14 protein-coding genes and 1 tRNA gene are annotated in these 14,049 nt (G+C 62.2%); 7 read left to right on the forward strand and 8 right to left on the reverse strand.

Features of this window, described 5'->3' with window-relative positions:
- A complete protein-coding gene (locus ABID26_RS07480; protein WP_292343565.1) occupies positions 1-1,200 on the forward strand; it encodes a mandelate racemase/muconate lactonizing enzyme family protein in 1,200 nt (399 codons plus the stop codon).
- A 113-nt stretch (positions 1,201-1,313) separates the two neighbouring features.
- On the opposite strand, the gene ABID26_RS07485 is transcribed toward ABID26_RS07480, so the two are convergent.
- The 3 genes from ABID26_RS07485 to ABID26_RS07495 all read right to left on the reverse strand — a co-directional run bounded on the left by ABID26_RS07485 (position 1,314) and on the right by ABID26_RS07495 (position 4,871).
- A complete protein-coding gene (locus ABID26_RS07485) occupies positions 1,314-2,027 on the reverse strand; it encodes an alpha/beta hydrolase (protein WP_354414723.1) in 714 nt (237 codons plus the stop codon).
- Positions 2,028-2,137: 110 nt separating this feature from the next.
- Positions 2,138-3,586 (reverse strand): NAD-dependent succinate-semialdehyde dehydrogenase, encoded by a 1,449-nt coding sequence (locus tag ABID26_RS07490; protein WP_435528552.1) that lies wholly within the window; start codon positions 3,584-3,586, stop codon positions 2,138-2,140.
- 58 nt (positions 3,587-3,644) lie between these two features.
- The gene (locus ABID26_RS07495; protein ID WP_354414726.1) at positions 3,645-4,871 is read right to left on the reverse strand and encodes an iron-containing alcohol dehydrogenase; all 1,227 of its coding nucleotides are present in this window, start codon (positions 4,869-4,871) and stop codon (positions 3,645-3,647) included.
- A gap of 247 nt (positions 4,872-5,118) precedes the next feature.
- Here ABID26_RS07495 and ABID26_RS07500 point away from each other — a divergent pair, with 247 nt between their 5' ends.
- Entirely contained in the window at positions 5,119-5,817 is a 699-nt protein-coding gene (locus tag ABID26_RS07500) for a GntR family transcriptional regulator (protein ID WP_354414728.1), read from the forward strand.
- 44 nt (positions 5,818-5,861) lie between these two features.
- Complete coding sequence (locus ABID26_RS07505; protein ID WP_126098237.1) at positions 5,862-6,455, forward strand: DJ-1/PfpI family protein; 594 nt, start codon at positions 5,862-5,864, stop codon at positions 6,453-6,455.
- A gap of 825 nt (positions 6,456-7,280) precedes the next feature.
- On the opposite strand, the gene ABID26_RS07510 is transcribed toward ABID26_RS07505, so the two are convergent.
- Positions 7,281-7,357 (reverse strand) — tRNA-Met (locus ABID26_RS07510).
- Between the two features lie 240 nt (positions 7,358-7,597).
- On the opposite strand from ABID26_RS07510, the gene ABID26_RS07515 reads away from it, so the two are divergent.
- On the forward strand, positions 7,598-8,563 hold the full coding sequence (locus ABID26_RS07515) for a Gfo/Idh/MocA family protein (RefSeq protein WP_126098239.1): 966 nt from the start codon (positions 7,598-7,600) through the stop codon (positions 8,561-8,563).
- 50 nt (positions 8,564-8,613) lie between these two features.
- Here ABID26_RS07515 and mnmA read toward each other — a convergent pair whose 3' ends face one another.
- On the reverse strand, positions 8,614-9,804 hold the full coding sequence (gene mnmA / locus ABID26_RS07520) for a tRNA 2-thiouridine(34) synthase MnmA (RefSeq protein WP_354415041.1): 1,191 nt from the start codon (positions 9,802-9,804) through the stop codon (positions 8,614-8,616).
- 269 nt (positions 9,805-10,073) lie between these two features.
- Here mnmA and sciP point away from each other — a divergent pair, with 269 nt between their 5' ends.
- Positions 10,074-10,349 (forward strand): CtrA inhibitor SciP, encoded by a 276-nt coding sequence (gene sciP / locus ABID26_RS07525; protein ID WP_006203587.1) that lies wholly within the window; start codon positions 10,074-10,076, stop codon positions 10,347-10,349.
- 68 nt (positions 10,350-10,417) lie between these two features.
- On the opposite strand, the gene ABID26_RS07530 is transcribed toward sciP, so the two are convergent.
- Positions 10,418-11,344, reverse strand: coding sequence for an NADP-dependent oxidoreductase (locus ABID26_RS07530; protein WP_292343571.1), 927 nt, complete (start codon positions 11,342-11,344; stop codon positions 10,418-10,420).
- A 90-nt stretch (positions 11,345-11,434) separates the two neighbouring features.
- On the opposite strand from ABID26_RS07530, the gene ABID26_RS07535 reads away from it, so the two are divergent.
- Positions 11,435-11,839, forward strand: a complete 405-nt coding sequence (locus ABID26_RS07535; protein ID WP_126098242.1) for a winged helix-turn-helix transcriptional regulator — start codon at positions 11,435-11,437, stop codon at positions 11,837-11,839.
- A gap of 86 nt (positions 11,840-11,925) precedes the next feature.
- On the opposite strand, the gene ABID26_RS07540 is transcribed toward ABID26_RS07535, so the two are convergent.
- Positions 11,926-12,303 (reverse strand): flagellar export protein FliJ, encoded by a 378-nt coding sequence (locus ABID26_RS07540; protein WP_126102563.1) that lies wholly within the window; start codon positions 12,301-12,303, stop codon positions 11,926-11,928.
- A gap of 449 nt (positions 12,304-12,752) precedes the next feature.
- Here ABID26_RS07540 and ctrA point away from each other — a divergent pair, with 449 nt between their 5' ends.
- The gene (gene ctrA, locus ABID26_RS07545) at positions 12,753-13,448 is read left to right on the forward strand and encodes a response regulator transcription factor CtrA (protein ID WP_006203583.1); all 696 of its coding nucleotides are present in this window, start codon (positions 12,753-12,755) and stop codon (positions 13,446-13,448) included.
- Positions 13,449-13,517: 69 nt separating this feature from the next.
- Here the strand turns inward: ctrA and ABID26_RS07550 are convergent, their stop codons facing one another.
- Positions 13,518-13,886 carry a response regulator gene (locus ABID26_RS07550; protein WP_126098243.1) on the reverse strand — a complete coding sequence of 123 codons (369 nt, stop codon included), beginning with the start codon at positions 13,884-13,886 and terminating at the stop codon, positions 13,518-13,520.
- Positions 13,887-14,049: the final 163 nt, after the last annotated feature.

Consider the following 14,049-nt stretch of genomic DNA (forward strand, 5'->3'; position numbering starts at 1 on the left):
ATGAAGATCACCGACCTGCGCTGCGCCGTCATCGGCAAGCACCCCATCGTTCGCATCGTCACCGATGAGGGGCTCTATGGCCTCGGCGAAGTCGAGTTCACCAAGACCTACCTCAAACCCTTTGTGCTGCATTTCCGCGAGGCGCTGATCGGTGAGGATCCGACCGACGTCGAGCGGGTGATGTTGAAGATCCGCCAACGCGGTTCTTTCAAGCCCTATGGCGCGGCGGTAAGCGCTATCGAGCATGCGCTGTGGGACATTGCCGGCAAGGCAGCGGGCGTGCCGGTCTACAAGCTGCTCGGCGGCAAGGTGCGCGACAAGGTGCGCGTCTATAACGGCTCGATCCGCCGGAAGCGTTCGGGCGACCGGCCGGAGGACTACGCCGCCGACGTCAAGTGGATGATGGAGCAGCCGCAGAACTTCTTCATGATCAAGCAAGGTATCTCGTTCCACTCCAACATGAAGGACTCTGTCGAGGGCTTCCACTACGGCGTGACGCAGAAGAAGGCCGGCTATCACGGCGCCATGGATCAGGGCGTGATCAGCGAGCGCGGCTTCAATCACATGCTCGACTGCGTGATCGCGATGAAGGAAGTGCTGGGCGACAAGGTCAGCCTGGCGCTCGACTGCGGCCCGGGCTGGATGCTGCCCGATGCGATCAAGTTCGCCCGCGCGGTCGAGAAGTACAATTTGATGTGGCTCGAGGATATGCTGACCGGCGACTATGTGCCGTGGGTGAACCCGCAGGCCTACCGGGAACTGACCACCTCAACCTCGACGCCGATCCATACCGGCGAGCAGATCTACCTGCGGCACAATTTCAAGGAGTTGATCGAGACCCAGGCGGTGCGCGTCATCGGCCCCGATCCCGCCGATATTGGCGGCATTGCCGAGCTCAAATGGGTCGCCGAGCACGCCTATATGCACTCGATCCTGATGGCGCCGCACGGCACCGCGAACGGCCTGCTCGGCCTCGGCGCGCTTATCAATGTCTGCGCCACCTTGCCGGCCAACTACATCGCCTTCGAGTACCCGAGCGCCTCCGACCCCTGGTGGGAGGTCCTCGTAATCGGCCTGCCGAAGCAGATCGTGAAGGACAGCATGGTGGACCTGCTGGAAGCACCGGGGCTAGGCCTCGATATCGACGCCGAGGCGGCCAGGAAATATCTCAGGGAAGAGGATGCGGGCTTCTTCGACTGAACCACTTACGACCTTCAAGATGCTGGTGAGGCATCGCAGCAGAAGCGCCATTCTGAGCAATTGATTTGCAAGTCCGCCCGAAGCGACAGGCGAGTTTCGGCAGGCCGACCATTTCAAATGGTCAACACACGGGCCAAGGATGCCGCAGCCTCCGTACCAGCCAAGCCGAGGTCGCGGACGCTGCTCATGTGATTGGCCCCTGCAAGGCTGGTGCGTGAAACGGTCAGTCCTTGCTTCTCCAGATGCTCAGTGAAGGCTGCAGCCTGGCTATGGAAGGGTGGAGTCTCATCGGCTCCGACCGAGATCTCGACGGCCACGGATCGATCAAAGCGATGGTCGATCGGCGAAAGTCGACCTGCCTCGTCATCCGTGATCGCGATCTCACCGGCGAGGAAGGAGGTTTGCAGGGGTCTCAGCTCGTAAAGCCCTCCAAGCAGCATGGCAGCTCTTATGCCTGAGGGCCGGCTGCCGTCGTTGAAGAGCATGGTTGCGAGATGCGCCCCGGCCGAGTGACCGCTTACGGTGAGCAGCCCGGGATCGCCGCCGTAATTTGCAATTTGCTCGCCCACCCACTTCCTGGCGCGGCGCACCTGATCGACGATCGTAGCCATCCTCACCGCAGGCATAAGCGCATAGTCGACGATGACTGCGATCGCTCCCGCATTCGTGACGGTCTGCGCGACATAGGAATAGTCGCGCTTCGAGAACATGCGCCAGTAGCCGCCGTGAATGAACATGTGCACCGGCAATCGATCGCGCCTGCCTTCCGGGAAAAACAGGTCCGCGGTTTCGGTGGGGTCCTGCCCATAGGCGACATCGGGGACCATTGGAACCTTCGCCCTGGTCTCCGCGCTTCTGCGAACAATCTCGGCGACGATGTCGTCGAACTCGACAACATGGTCACGAATGCGGAACGGATCTTTCGGCATCTCTCTGCTCACATCGTCACGGCGATGTATTTCGCCTCCATGAACTCGGCTATGCCGTGCTTCTGTCCGCCTTCGCGTCCCAGCCCGCTCTGCTTGACGCCGCCGAACGGCGCCGCAGGATCCGACATCAGGCCACGATTGAGCGCGATCATGCCGGACTCGACCTTCGACGCCACGCGCATCCCCTTTGCCAGGTCGCGCGTGTAGATGTAGGCGGCCAGGCCGTATTCGGTATCGTTCGCCTTTGCGACTACTTCCGCCTCTTGTTCGAAGCGGCTGATCGGCGCCACCGGGCCGAAAATCTCCTCATGCGCCATGGCTGCACCAGCGGGGACATCGCTCAGCACCGTTGGCGGATAGAAATAACCTCTGCCTGCAGAAATTGCGCCGCCGCACAGGATTTTCGCGCCGCGGGCAACGGCGTCCTGGACGAGGCGATCGATCTTGTCGACCGCCTTCCTGGTGATCATCGGGCCGCATTCGGTTTCCCAATCCGTGCCGGGGCCGACATTGAGCGCGGCCATGCGTTTGGCTAGCCCGTCAACGAAGGCGTCATGGATGCCGGCCTGCACGTAGAGCCGATTGGCCGCCGTGCAGGCTTCGCCGGCATTGCGCATCTTGGCGATCATCGCGCCGTCGAGAGCGGCCTCCAGATCGGCGTCGTCGAAGACGATGAACGGCGCGTTGCCGCCAAGCTCCATCGAACAGGAGATGACGTGTTTTGCCGCCTCGGCGAGCAAGACCCGGCCGACGCCGGTGGAGCCGGTGAACGACAGTTTCCGCACACGTGCGTCGGCCAGCATGGCCGCCGTCACCGGGCCGGGGTTCGAGGTGGTGATGACGTTGACGACGCCGGGCGGCACGCCGGCTTCGTCGTAGAGCGCTGCAAGCGCATAGGCTGTCAGCGGCGTCTCGCTGGCGGGCTTCAGGATCACGGTGCAGCCGGCTGCGAGCGCCGGCGCGATTTTGCGGGTCGCCATGGCTGCCGGGAAATTCCAGGGCGTTATCAGAACGCAAATGCCGATAGGCTGGTAGTCGACGACGATCCGGTTTGCGCCCGACGGCGCAAGGCCGAACTCGCCGCTGATACGAACCGCTTCCTCCGCGTTCCAGCGGAAGAACTCGGCCGCATATGCGACTTCGCCGCGCGCGTCGCGCAACGCCTTGCCGTTCTCCAGGGAAATCAGCGCGGCCAACGTCTCCGCCCTTTCGGTCATCAGCTCGAAGCAGCGCCGCAGGATTTCGGATCGCCTGCGCGGCGGTGTCTCGCGCCAACCCGGCGCTGCTTGGGCGGCCGCATCGACGGCGGCAGCGGCGTCGGCGAGCGTGGCATCGGGAACCGCCGCGATCACGGCTTCGGTGGAAGGATCGACCACTTCGATGACGCGGCCGTCCGATGAGGGCCGCCATTTGCCGCCGATGTAGAGCCCGTGGGAGAACGTGGTGTAGTCGGACATGTCAGCATCCAGGTCGAATAGTTCCGGGGAAATGTTCATTGGGTGCGTGCTCCATCCTTCACATGGCGCTGGCAGCCATGTCGCCCTCATAGGCAGCCCTGACCAGCCGCCGCATCGCGGCAATGTCGAACGGGCGGGGATTATTCTTGATCAACCGGTCGATGCCGAGCGCCTGCTCGGCCGTCCAGTCGATCTTGTCCTCGGGAAGGCCCAGTTCAGCCAGCGTCCGCGTGATGCCTATGGCGTTGAACAGTCTGGCAACTTCGCCGATCGCCGCGTCTGCCAGTCCATTGGCGTTGCCGTCCTGGCGAGGCAGGCCTAGAGCGGCGCCGACCTCGGCGATTTCCGCAGCCGCGGTGGAAAGATTATAGCGCATCACATAGGGAAGCATGGTTGCGACGCCCAGCCCGTGCGGCGTGTGGGTGAGCGCGCCGACCGGATATTGCACCGCGTGTGCGGCGGCGGTTCCCGCCGTGCCGAAGGCGCAGCCGGCGGCCAGCGCGCCCATCATCACGTCGGCGCGCGCGTTCTCGTTCGACCCGTCACGACAGGCTACTTCGAGGCTGCGGCCCAAAAGTCTGATCGCCAGCAGGGCGAAATGATCGGTGAGCGCGCTCTTGCCGATGAAGACATGTCGTTGCGGCAGATCGGCATCGGCGCCGCGTTTTGCGGCGGTGAAGGCTTCGATCGCATGCGTCAGCGCGTCGGCGCCGGCGATGGCGGTCAGGGAGGGCGGGCAGGTCGCCGTCAGATCCGGGTCGCAAAGCGCCACCGCGGCAATCAGGTGGGGGCTGGAGATGCCGACCTTGAGCGTCCGCTCGGGATCGGAGATCACGGCGACCGGTGTCACTTCCGAGCCGGTGCCGGCCGTGGTCGGCACTGCAATCACGGGGAGGGTGGGACCCGGCACCTTGAACTCACCATAATAGTCCTGGAGCTCGCCACCATGGCTGAGCAGAAGCGCGGCGCATTTGGCCATGTCGAGGCAACTGCCGCCGCCGATGCCGATCACCATGTCGGGCTTGAAGTCTTTCGCCCCCGCAATGCAGCCGCCCACGCTGTCGCGGGGAACGTCAGGCAAGGTCTGGTCGTGGACGAGCGTGTCGACATGGGCAGCCTCCAACCCGACGAGGATTTCAGCGAACTCTGACGTCTTCGAGAGACGTTCGTCGGTGCAGATGAATGCGCGGCTGCCATATCGCGCGGCAATGGCCGGCAGCGCATGGCGCTGGCCTTTACCGAACAGGATTTCGCGCGGCAGGCGCGCGGCGGCAAACAGGGTCATGGACTGATGTCTTCGAAACAGATTGATGGCTAAGCTATCGAGTTCGTTGCAGGCCCACTTGGTGACACCTGCCTGGTGACAAGGGCCTGCCCTCGGCGTCAGGTTTCATGCTGGGTCCGTTGAGGCCAGCCAACGTCCAGAAAGGATCTAGCCCATTCATTCGTATCCTCTATTAAATCGTATAGGATATAGTATTGAATTGGCCCAAGCATCGTGGTAGGGCTTGCTCCTGTCAAGAGGCAATACGATGCAGAATCCCGACCTGACGGTTGACAATGAAGGCCGCACGAGCGGCCGCATCCAGCGAGCCAACAGTCTGGCCGGGGATGTCTATGAAGCAATCTTCGCGCAATTGATGTCGCTGGGGATTGCTCCGGGATCGCGGATCACCGTCGACAATCTGGTCAAGGAATTCAACGTCTCTCACACGCCTATCCGCGAAGCGCTCGGCCGGCTGGAAGGGGAGGGGCTGGTGGTGAAGACTCACCTGATCGGCTATCGCGCCGCGCCGCAAATCACGCGACGCCGGTTCGACGAGCTTTACGAGCTGCGTCTTCTGCTCGAGCCCGCTGCCGCGGCCAAGGCCACGGCAACGCTGGATGACGAGCGTCTTGCAATCCTGCGGGAAGCGGCCGGCGTCATGGCGCGGCGGGTGGGAAAGGACGAGCGCCTGCGCTATTCGAATTTTGCGCGGCAGGACGCGATCTTCCACGACAAGATCATGGAGTTCGCGCAGAACGAGCTGATCCGCGAGACGCTGAACCACCAGCATACGCACTTCCACATCTTTCGCCTGATGTATCATTCGCGCGTCACCGAAGAAGCGCTGGACGAGCACGAGGCGATTCTCGCTGCCTTCGCCGCGGGCGATGCGGGCGCCGCCAAGAAGGCGATGCGCGTGCACATTGAGAATTCGCGGGACAGGCTCCTGCCCGCCTTCGAGTAGGCGCGTCCCGCGCCTTGCCACTTCCAAATCGAAAAGGACAAGTCATGCCAGCCAAGAAGATACTGATGCTGACCGGTGAATTCACCGAGGAATATGAAATCTACGTCTATCAGCAGGCGATGGAGGCGGTCGGCCACACGGTCCATGTCGTTTGTCCCGACAAGAAGGCAGGCGACCTGATCAAGACCTCGCTGCACGACTTCGAGGGCGACCAGACCTATACCGAGAAGCTCGGTCACTACGCGCTGATCAACAAGACGTTCGCGGATGCGGAGAAGCAGCTCGATCAGTACGACGCGGTCTATTGCGCCGGCGGCCGCGGACCGGAATACATCCGCACCGACAAGCGCGTTCAGGCGATGGTGCGCCATTTCCATGAAGCCAGGAAGCCGATCTTCACGATCTGCCACGGCGTGCAGATCCTGATCGCGGTCGACGGCGTGGTGCGCGGCAAGAAGGTCGGGGCGCTGGCGGCCTGCGAGCCGGAAGTGACGCTTGCGGGCGGCACCTATATCGACCTGTCGCCAACCGAGGCATATGTCGACGGCACAATGGTCTCGGCCAAAGGCTGGACCGCTCTGGCAGCCTTCATCCGGGAATGCCTGAAGGTGCTCGGCACGGAAATCCGGCACGGCTAGACCGTGATGGCGTTTCCTTGAATCGCCATCCCGATCTAACTCTTTGCTGGAGCATGATCTTTCTCCGAAAACCGGTTTCCACTTTTCGGGATCATGCTCCAGAGGAAGCGGAGGCCACTTGGAGCGGGATCGCCAGTCAGCGATCTCTCGACCATCCGATCCTGTACACGCACCCGGTTTGCCCGCCCTCGACGCTCTTGACGTAAACAAGCACTACGTCGTTCGTCGCCACGGCTTTCGAACCCACGAAGTAAGGACCGTAGAGCGGAGATGATTCCTCGAGCACGGTCGGGCTTGCCAGGTTGATGCGGCGATCCCTGCGAAGTTCGATCGCCACGCTTCGGACAATCCTTCGAGGGCGCCGTTGACCATCGCCGAGGAGGTTCCCAGCGGGATCGGGTCTTCATTCGTCGGACCGGAGGTCAATGTGAACGATCCTCCTCCGCGAAGATATTTTACCCCCGACCTGACGAGGTTGACCTGCTCCATCAATTTGCTTTGCAGACCGATCGCGTACTGTTCCACGGAGAACTCCGCCAGTGGCGCGAAATGGACCGCGCCGGCGGTGCAGACCAGAAGTTGGAAGAGCAGAAGCTGGTTACCGAGAACGGCTGCGAGAACCTTACAAAATGCCCGTTTGACCCGGCTCTGAGCTAATTCACCAGGGAGTACACCGATTGTCTGCTTTTGGCGTATCTGCGACGCACATAAGTGCCGCAATGGTAGCGGGCAGATGGCGCGGGGCCTTGAAATCATCCGGGTTTCGGACGATAGCGCTGCCAACCATCCGCTTTTTTCTGTGATTTCAATAGCTTGCGTGGATGATGGTAGCGGAGGAGGGACTTGAACCCCCGACCCCAGGATTATGATTCCCGTGCTCTAACCAACTGAGCTACTCCGCCAGGAGTGACGAAGAGGCTCGATGAACCGCCCGGGATCGGGCAATTTCGAGGCGTTCGCCAAGGTCGCGCGGATATAAGGTTGGCAGAGCAAACCTGTCAAGCTTGGATGCGACCGGCAAGTCGGCATAATCTCATCCCCGAAAAAGCTTTGCCGGACAGACACTCAAGCGCATGCGGCGGGGTTGAGTTCGACGGGGCACGTCGCTATGTCTCGGCCATGAAATTCTAGAGTTTGAACGAATGAAGCCGCGCATTGCAGTCCTCGGTTGCGGATACTGGGGCAGCAACCACATCCGCACCCTCAAGGCGCTTGGCGCGCTCCATGCCGTTTCCGACGTCAATCGCGCCCGCGCCGAAGGCTTCGCCAGCGAGCAGGACTGCGAGGCGATCGAGCCGGACAAGCTGTTCGAGCGCGCCGATGTCGACGCCATCGTCATGGCGCTGCCGCCGCAATTCCACGCCGACATGGCGGTGCGCGCCGTCGAGGGCGACAAGGACGTGCTGGTGGAAAAGCCGATAGCGCTGACGGTTGCCGACGCCGAACGCGCGGTGAAGGCGGCAAGGAAAAATGGCCGCGTCTTCATGGTCGGCCATGTGCTGCGCTTCCATCCCGCCTTCGAGACGCTGAAGGCGTTGATCGACAATGGCGAGCTCGGCGAGGTGCGCTACATCCATTCGCACCGGCTCGGCCTCGGCAAGTTCCATACCGAGAACGACGCGCTCTGGGACCTGGCGCCGCACGATCTGTCGATGATCCTCGCCATTACCGGCACCGAGCCGATCGAGGTCAGGGGAGAGGGCGCAGCCCTGCTCGACAATCTCAGCGATTTCGCGCATCTGCACATGCGTTTTCCGAACGGCGTGCGCAGCCATCTCTTCGCCTCGCGTCTCAATCCTTATCGCGAGCGGCGACTGACCGTGGTCGGCACCAAGGCGATGGCGGTGTTCGACGACGTCGAGCCCTGGGAGCGCAAGCTTGCCGTCTACCGGCACGCCGTCTGGCAGGACAGCGGCCAGTGGGCTTTTACCGCCAACGAGCCGTCCTATGTCGCGGTCGGCGAAGGCATGCCGCTGACGCGCGAACTTGCGCATTTCATGCAGTGCATCGAAACGCGCGCCGAACCCCGCACCGACGGCGAGGAAGCGATCCGGGTGCTGCGCATCCTCACCGCGGGCACGGTGACGCATAGCGGCTCGTCCGCCTGAGGCGTTCGCAAAGACAATCCTGAAACTGCAGCGGCTGGTCGAAGAGACGCTTACTCGGCGGGGATGTGCGCGGGCCGCGCCGCAAGCCTCGACAGCATGGCCTCGGCCTCGGCGCCGCGCTCTGAGCGCTCGATGAAGCCGCCGCCGAAGACACGCGCCTCGTTGCCATCGTCGGAATAGAGCACGCAGGCCTGTCCGGGGGCGATGCCGGATTCGCCGTCGACCAGTTCGACCGAGGTCACGCCGTCGCGGTGGTGCAGCACGGCCGGACGCGGCGGCCGGGTCGAACGGACTTTTGCGAAAAGCTCGATCCCGCCCTCAGGGATGTCGCAGAGCGGGCCGTCGCCGAGCCAGTTCATGGCTCGCAGGTAGATCTTGTGCGTCTCCAGCGCCTCGCGCGGGCCGACAACGACGCGTGCGCGATCGGCGTCGAGATGAACGACATAGAGCGGCTCGCCGGAAGCGATGCCGATGCCGCGGCGCTGGCCGATCGTGTAGCGCAGGATGCCTTCATGACGGCCGAGCACGCGTCCGTCGATATGGACGATGTCGCCTGGATTGGCGGCCGCCGGCTTCAGCTTGGCGATGATGTCGGAATACTTGCCTTGCGGCACGAAGCAGATGTCCTGGCTGTCCTGCTTGGCGGCGACCGTCAGCCCCATTTCCTCGGCGATCGCCCGCACCTGCGGCTTGGAGAGACCGCCCAGCGGGAAGCGCAGATAGTCGATCTGCGCCTGGGTGGTGGCGAACAGGAAATAGCTCTGGTCGCGGTCGGCATCGACCGGACGGTAGAGCGCGCGATGCGCGCCGTTGGCGCGCGAGCGGATGTAGTGGCCGGTGGCCAAAGCGTCGGCGCCGAGATCCTGCGCGGTGGCCAAAAGGTCGGCGAACTTGACCGTCTGGTTGCAGGATACGCACGGAATTGGCGTTTCGCCGGCGACATAGCTCTCGGCGAAGGGGTCGATGACCGCCTTGCGGAAACGCTCTTCGTAGTCGAGCACGTAATGCGGAATGCCGAGCGTCTCGGAAACACGTCGGGCATCGTCGATGTCCTGGCCGGCGCAGCACGACCCTGCACGGTGCGTGGCCGCGCCGTGGTCGTAAAGCTGCAGCGTGACGCCGACAACATCATAGCCTTCGCGCTTCAGGATGCCGGCAACGACCGACGAATCGACGCCGCCCGACATGGCGACGACGACGCGGGTGTTTTCTGGGCGTCCGGGAAGATCGAGGCTGTTCATGGTTCTTTCAATCTGCATGGCGCTGGCCGCCATGGCCGGAATATAGGTCAAGCGCTGCGGCTGCGCCAGCTTGGCTCCTCAAGCGATTTTTCCGGCGATTTTTCCCGGCGAAATCGGGGCCTGGACCACCATTGTCTCAAATGCCGAACAAAAACCTAACGTGACGTTCACGATCCTTACCTAGTCATTACGGTTGGCTTAGGCAATTTTTAAAGCTGTGGCGGTACTGTGGCGGGGATTGGGTCTTTGAGTTTTTAGTAGAGAGTACGATGACCGATCTGGTTAGACCTAGAGTCAAATATGTTATCGGGCCTGACGGCAGCCCCCTCACCATAGCCGATCTGCCGCCGACGAATACACGGCGCTGGGTTATCCGGCGCAAGGCGGAAGTGGTCGCTGCAGTACGCGGCGGCCTGCTCAGCCTCGAGGAAGCCTGCCAGCGTTACAAGCTCACCACCGAGGAATTCCTCTCCTGGCAGGCATCGATCGACGAATATGGCCTCGCCGGGCTGCGCACGACGCGAATCCAGCAATACCGGCACTAGGTAAACACAACCGGAAGCAGGAAGGGCGCGGAATTCCGCGCCCTTCATTTTTCAGAGGCGCGCTTCGCTTACACCGTCAGCACGACCTTGCCGATCGGCCGGGTCGCAAGGAAGGCATGGGCGGCGCCCGCCTGATCGAGCGGGAAGGCCTTCGCCACGTGGGGCGACAGCTTCTTCGCATCGACCAGCCTTGCGAGTTCGACGAGACCCTCGCGGTCAGGCACCACCGACATGCGCTCGACGCGGATGTTCCGCTCCCTTGCCTTCGCCTTTGTCGTGTCGTGGACGTTGAGCAACGAGACAAGAACGCCACCGTTGCGGAGCACTTTCAACGACTCCTCGGCGTGGTCGCCGCCGACCGTCTCCAGCACAAGGTCGAACTCGCCGGCCTTCTGCGCGAAATCACTCTTGGTGTAGTCGATGACCTCATCGGCGCCGAGCGAGCGAACGAAGTCGAGCTTGTCCGGGCTGGCGGTCGAGACGACATAGGCGCCGCTTGCCTTGGCGATTTGCACGGCCAGATGGCCGACACCGCCGGCCCCGGCGTGGATCAGCACGCGCTGGCCGGGCTGAATGCGGCCGTGCCGGACAAGGCCTTGCCAAGCGGTGAGGCCGGCGAGCGGCAGCGCCGCGGCATGGGCATGATCGATGCCCGCGGGCTTGATGGCGATCTCGTCCGCCGGCGCGGCCGCGAGCTCGGCATAGGCGCCGGCTCGCTTGGGAAAGCGCGGCATGCCGAACACATCGTCGCCGACCTTCGAGGCGGTCACACCGGCGCCCAGCGCCTCGACGGTTCCGGAAATATCCCAGCCGAGAATGAAAGGCGGTTCGCCAAGCAGCGGGTAAAAGCCGCCGCGCACGGCGCCGTCGACAGGATTGATGCCCGCCGCCTTGACGCGGACCAGCACCTCGCCAGGCTTGGGCGAGGGGTCTGGCTGCTCGGCGACGAAAAGGACGTCGGGTCCACCGACGGAGTTTTGGATAACGGCACGCATGGAAGCCTCCTTCTCAATTGGTATGCTGCTATCATTTGGATAGTAATATTCTGTTGTCTAGTATGTACCTTTTCTATATATAGGCACCTCATGGATAGTGATGACGCCACCCCCTTCGGCTACGATGCGTTCCGGCGCACCTGCCCGTCGCATACCGTGCTCGAGATGCTGGCCAGCAAATGGGTTTATCTGACCGTTTGCGCGCTGCAGCGCGGCCGGCTGCGCAATGGCGAACTGGCGCGCAAGCTGGAAGGCATCACGCCGAAGATGCTGGCCCAGACGCTGCGCGTGCTGGAGCGCGACGGCCTTGTCCGGCGCGAGGTCTTTCCGGTCATCCCGCCGCGGGTTGAATATCAGCTGACGGAGCTTGGCCAGAACCTGGCGGGGCTGCTCAGCCAGATACGCTCCTGGGCGGAAGAGCATGCGCCCGACATCAAGGATGCCCGCGCGCGGGCATCGGCGAACCATCAAGACGATATGGCAGTGCTGCCTTGAAGCGGGAGCGTGAGCACGAGTTGTTCCCGGCGCGGTTCAAGGGCGCCGCCGGCCGGCCCCGGCGATAGCGGCTAAGCGCAGTCGGCTCAGCCGATCATGGCGCTGCGGCCGCCCATATCCGCATCGCGGATCTTGCTGTCGCGCGATTCCAGCATCTCCGCCTTGGAAAGCTCCGCTTCAGCTTCGCCGAGTAGTGATTCGGCCATGGTTCGCTGCTGGGCGAGGTCGCTCTGCGAGTTCCTGAGGTTGTCGCGGCGCAGGCGTGCCGCCTTGGCGAAGGTCGGATAGGCAAAATGATTGATGTCGGTGATGCCGGCTTTTTTCTCTTCGGCGACGATCTGCGCCTCCAATTCGACGGCCATGCGTTCGAACTCGGCGATCATCATGTCCAGCTGCAAGAGCTGGCGCCGTTTCTCATTCACCTGAAACTGCTTCAGCCGAACGAGGTTTTCACGTGACTTCATGACTCGGTACTCCCGGAACCGCACACCTTGCATATCGTCCCATCGGCCTGGACAGGCCCATGCGTCGCCCGTTTCCCCCGGCTTTCCCCCTGCTATGGGAAACAAAGCCCTAAAGATTTTTGCCGGCGGTAACCATTCGTTTACGGGCATTGTTAATCATACGGGCGAGGACTTAAGGCCGGGTAAAAATTCCGGCTGCGGCGAGGGAAGCGCGGCCTGCGAGTCACTGGAGTCACTTAGGCTGGCTTGTTAATGTGGTACATGAGCGATTTGGGTCTGTGATTCATTATTAGATTCAAGTGGGTGTAGAAAGGGGTTAAAAAATCTGATATCGTGGTCAGCACGAAATTAGGATTTGTTAACCAGTCGGTGGCACCTTCTGTTCAGGCAATCACTGCTCCGGTCCGGACGGGTCGTGACACGGTTCGGCAGCAGAAAAGGGGAATGAAATGCGTGTTCTGCTGATTGAAGACGACAGTGCAACCGCACAAAGCATCGAGCTGATGCTGAAATCGGAAAGCTTCAATGTCTATACGACCGATCTCGGCGAAGAAGGGGTCGATCTTGGCAAGCTCTACGACTACGACATCATCCTTCTCGATCTCAACCTTCCCGACATGTCGGGCTACGAGGTGCTGCGCACGCTTCGCCTCTCCAAGGTCAAGACGCCGATCCTGATCCTCTCCGGCATGGCCGGCATCGAGGACAAGGTGCGCGGCCTCGGCTTCGGCGCCGACGATTACATGACCAAGCCTTTCCATAAGGACGAGCTGGTGGCGCGCATCCACGCCATCGTGCGCCGCTCCAAGGGCCATGCCCAGTCGGTCATCACCACCGGCGACCTGGTGGTCAATCTCGACGCCAAGACGGTCGAGGTCGGCGGCCAGCGCGTGCACCTGACCGGCAAGGAATATCAGATGCTGGAGCTGCTCTCGCTGCGCAAGGGCACCACGCTGACCAAGGAAATGTTCCTCAACCACCTCTATGGCGGCATGGATGAACCGGAACTGAAGATCATCGACGTCTTCATCTGCAAATTGCGCAAGAAGCTCGACGCGGCGTCCGGCGGCCAGAACTACATCGAGACGGTCTGGGGCCGCGGCTATGTGCTGCGCGAGCCGGAAGACATCCGCGTCAGCGCCTGATCTTCGGCCAAGCGATTCGTACAAATAACCCGGCTCCCGCCGGGTTTTTTGTTTTTTGGCATCGAAAGCTCAGGCCGCGATCTTCAGGAAGCGGAAACTCTCGAGCAATTGCGCCCGGTTGAAGGGCTTCAAAAGATAGCCCTGGGCGCCGGCACGCTTCGCGCGCATGATCGAGCCGACGTCGACTTCGACGAGCGAGACCAGGATCTGCGGCTTGACGGGGCTTTCGATGGCACGGATGCGGCGAATGAGGTCGACTGCCTGCATGTCCGGCAAACCGCCGTCGACAACGACGACGTCGGGCATGTCGCTGGAGCAGATCTCGATCGCATCAAGCCCGCTGGCCGCTTCGATGACCACGATGTCCGAACCGCCAAGGATACGCTTTGCGACCTTCCTGATGACGCTCGAATCGTCCACGAACAGGCAGCGCTTCATTTCCGGGCCCTCTTTGCCATCTGCCGAACCGGCAACCTCCGGTAACCGTGGGACACCCTAGAGCAATCTGGTAAAGAAGCCGAAAAGCGGTTAGGTAAAGTTTTTCCAAAGAGACGCACGGCACGGTTTTTCGTCCCACGCCAATAAGCCGGTAACGGCAGAA

The sequence above is a fragment of the Mesorhizobium shonense genome, assembly GCF_040545255.1.
GTDB classification, from domain to species: Bacteria; Pseudomonadota; Alphaproteobacteria; order Rhizobiales; family Rhizobiaceae; genus Mesorhizobium; species Mesorhizobium shonense.

Coding starts and splice junctions, on each gene's coding strand:
- ABID26_RS07515 (WP_126098239.1), top strand. CDS start 7,598: ATGAAGCCGCGCATTGCAGTCCTCGGTTGCGGATACTGGGGCAGCAAC.
- mnmA (WP_354415041.1), bottom strand. CDS start 9,804: ATGAACAGCCTCGATCTTCCCGGACGCCCAGAAAACACCCGCGTCGTC.
- ABID26_RS07535 (WP_126098242.1), top strand. CDS start 11,435: ATGGATAGTGATGACGCCACCCCCTTCGGCTACGATGCGTTCCGGCGC.
- ABID26_RS07505 (WP_126098237.1), top strand. CDS start 5,862: ATGCCAGCCAAGAAGATACTGATGCTGACCGGTGAATTCACCGAGGAA.
- sciP (WP_006203587.1), top strand. CDS start 10,074: ATGACCGATCTGGTTAGACCTAGAGTCAAATATGTTATCGGGCCTGAC.
- ABID26_RS07495 (WP_354414726.1), bottom strand. CDS start 4,871: ATGACCCTGTTTGCCGCCGCGCGCCTGCCGCGCGAAATCCTGTTCGGT.
- ABID26_RS07500 (WP_354414728.1), top strand. CDS start 5,119: ATGCAGAATCCCGACCTGACGGTTGACAATGAAGGCCGCACGAGCGGC.
- ABID26_RS07540 (WP_126102563.1), bottom strand. CDS start 12,303: ATGAAGTCACGTGAAAACCTCGTTCGGCTGAAGCAGTTTCAGGTGAAT.
- ABID26_RS07485 (WP_354414723.1), bottom strand. CDS start 2,027: ATGGTCCCCGATGTCGCCTATGGGCAGGACCCCACCGAAACCGCGGAC.
- ABID26_RS07480 (WP_292343565.1), top strand. CDS start 1: ATGAAGATCACCGACCTGCGCTGCGCCGTCATCGGCAAGCACCCCATC.
- ABID26_RS07490 (WP_435528552.1), bottom strand. CDS start 3,586: ATGTCCGACTACACCACGTTCTCCCACGGGCTCTACATCGGCGGCAAA.
- ABID26_RS07530 (WP_292343571.1), bottom strand. CDS start 11,344: ATGCGTGCCGTTATCCAAAACTCCGTCGGTGGACCCGACGTCCTTTTC.
- ABID26_RS07550 (WP_126098243.1), bottom strand. CDS start 13,886: ATGAAGCGCTGCCTGTTCGTGGACGATTCGAGCGTCATCAGGAAGGTC.
- ctrA (WP_006203583.1), top strand. CDS start 12,753: ATGCGTGTTCTGCTGATTGAAGACGACAGTGCAACCGCACAAAGCATC.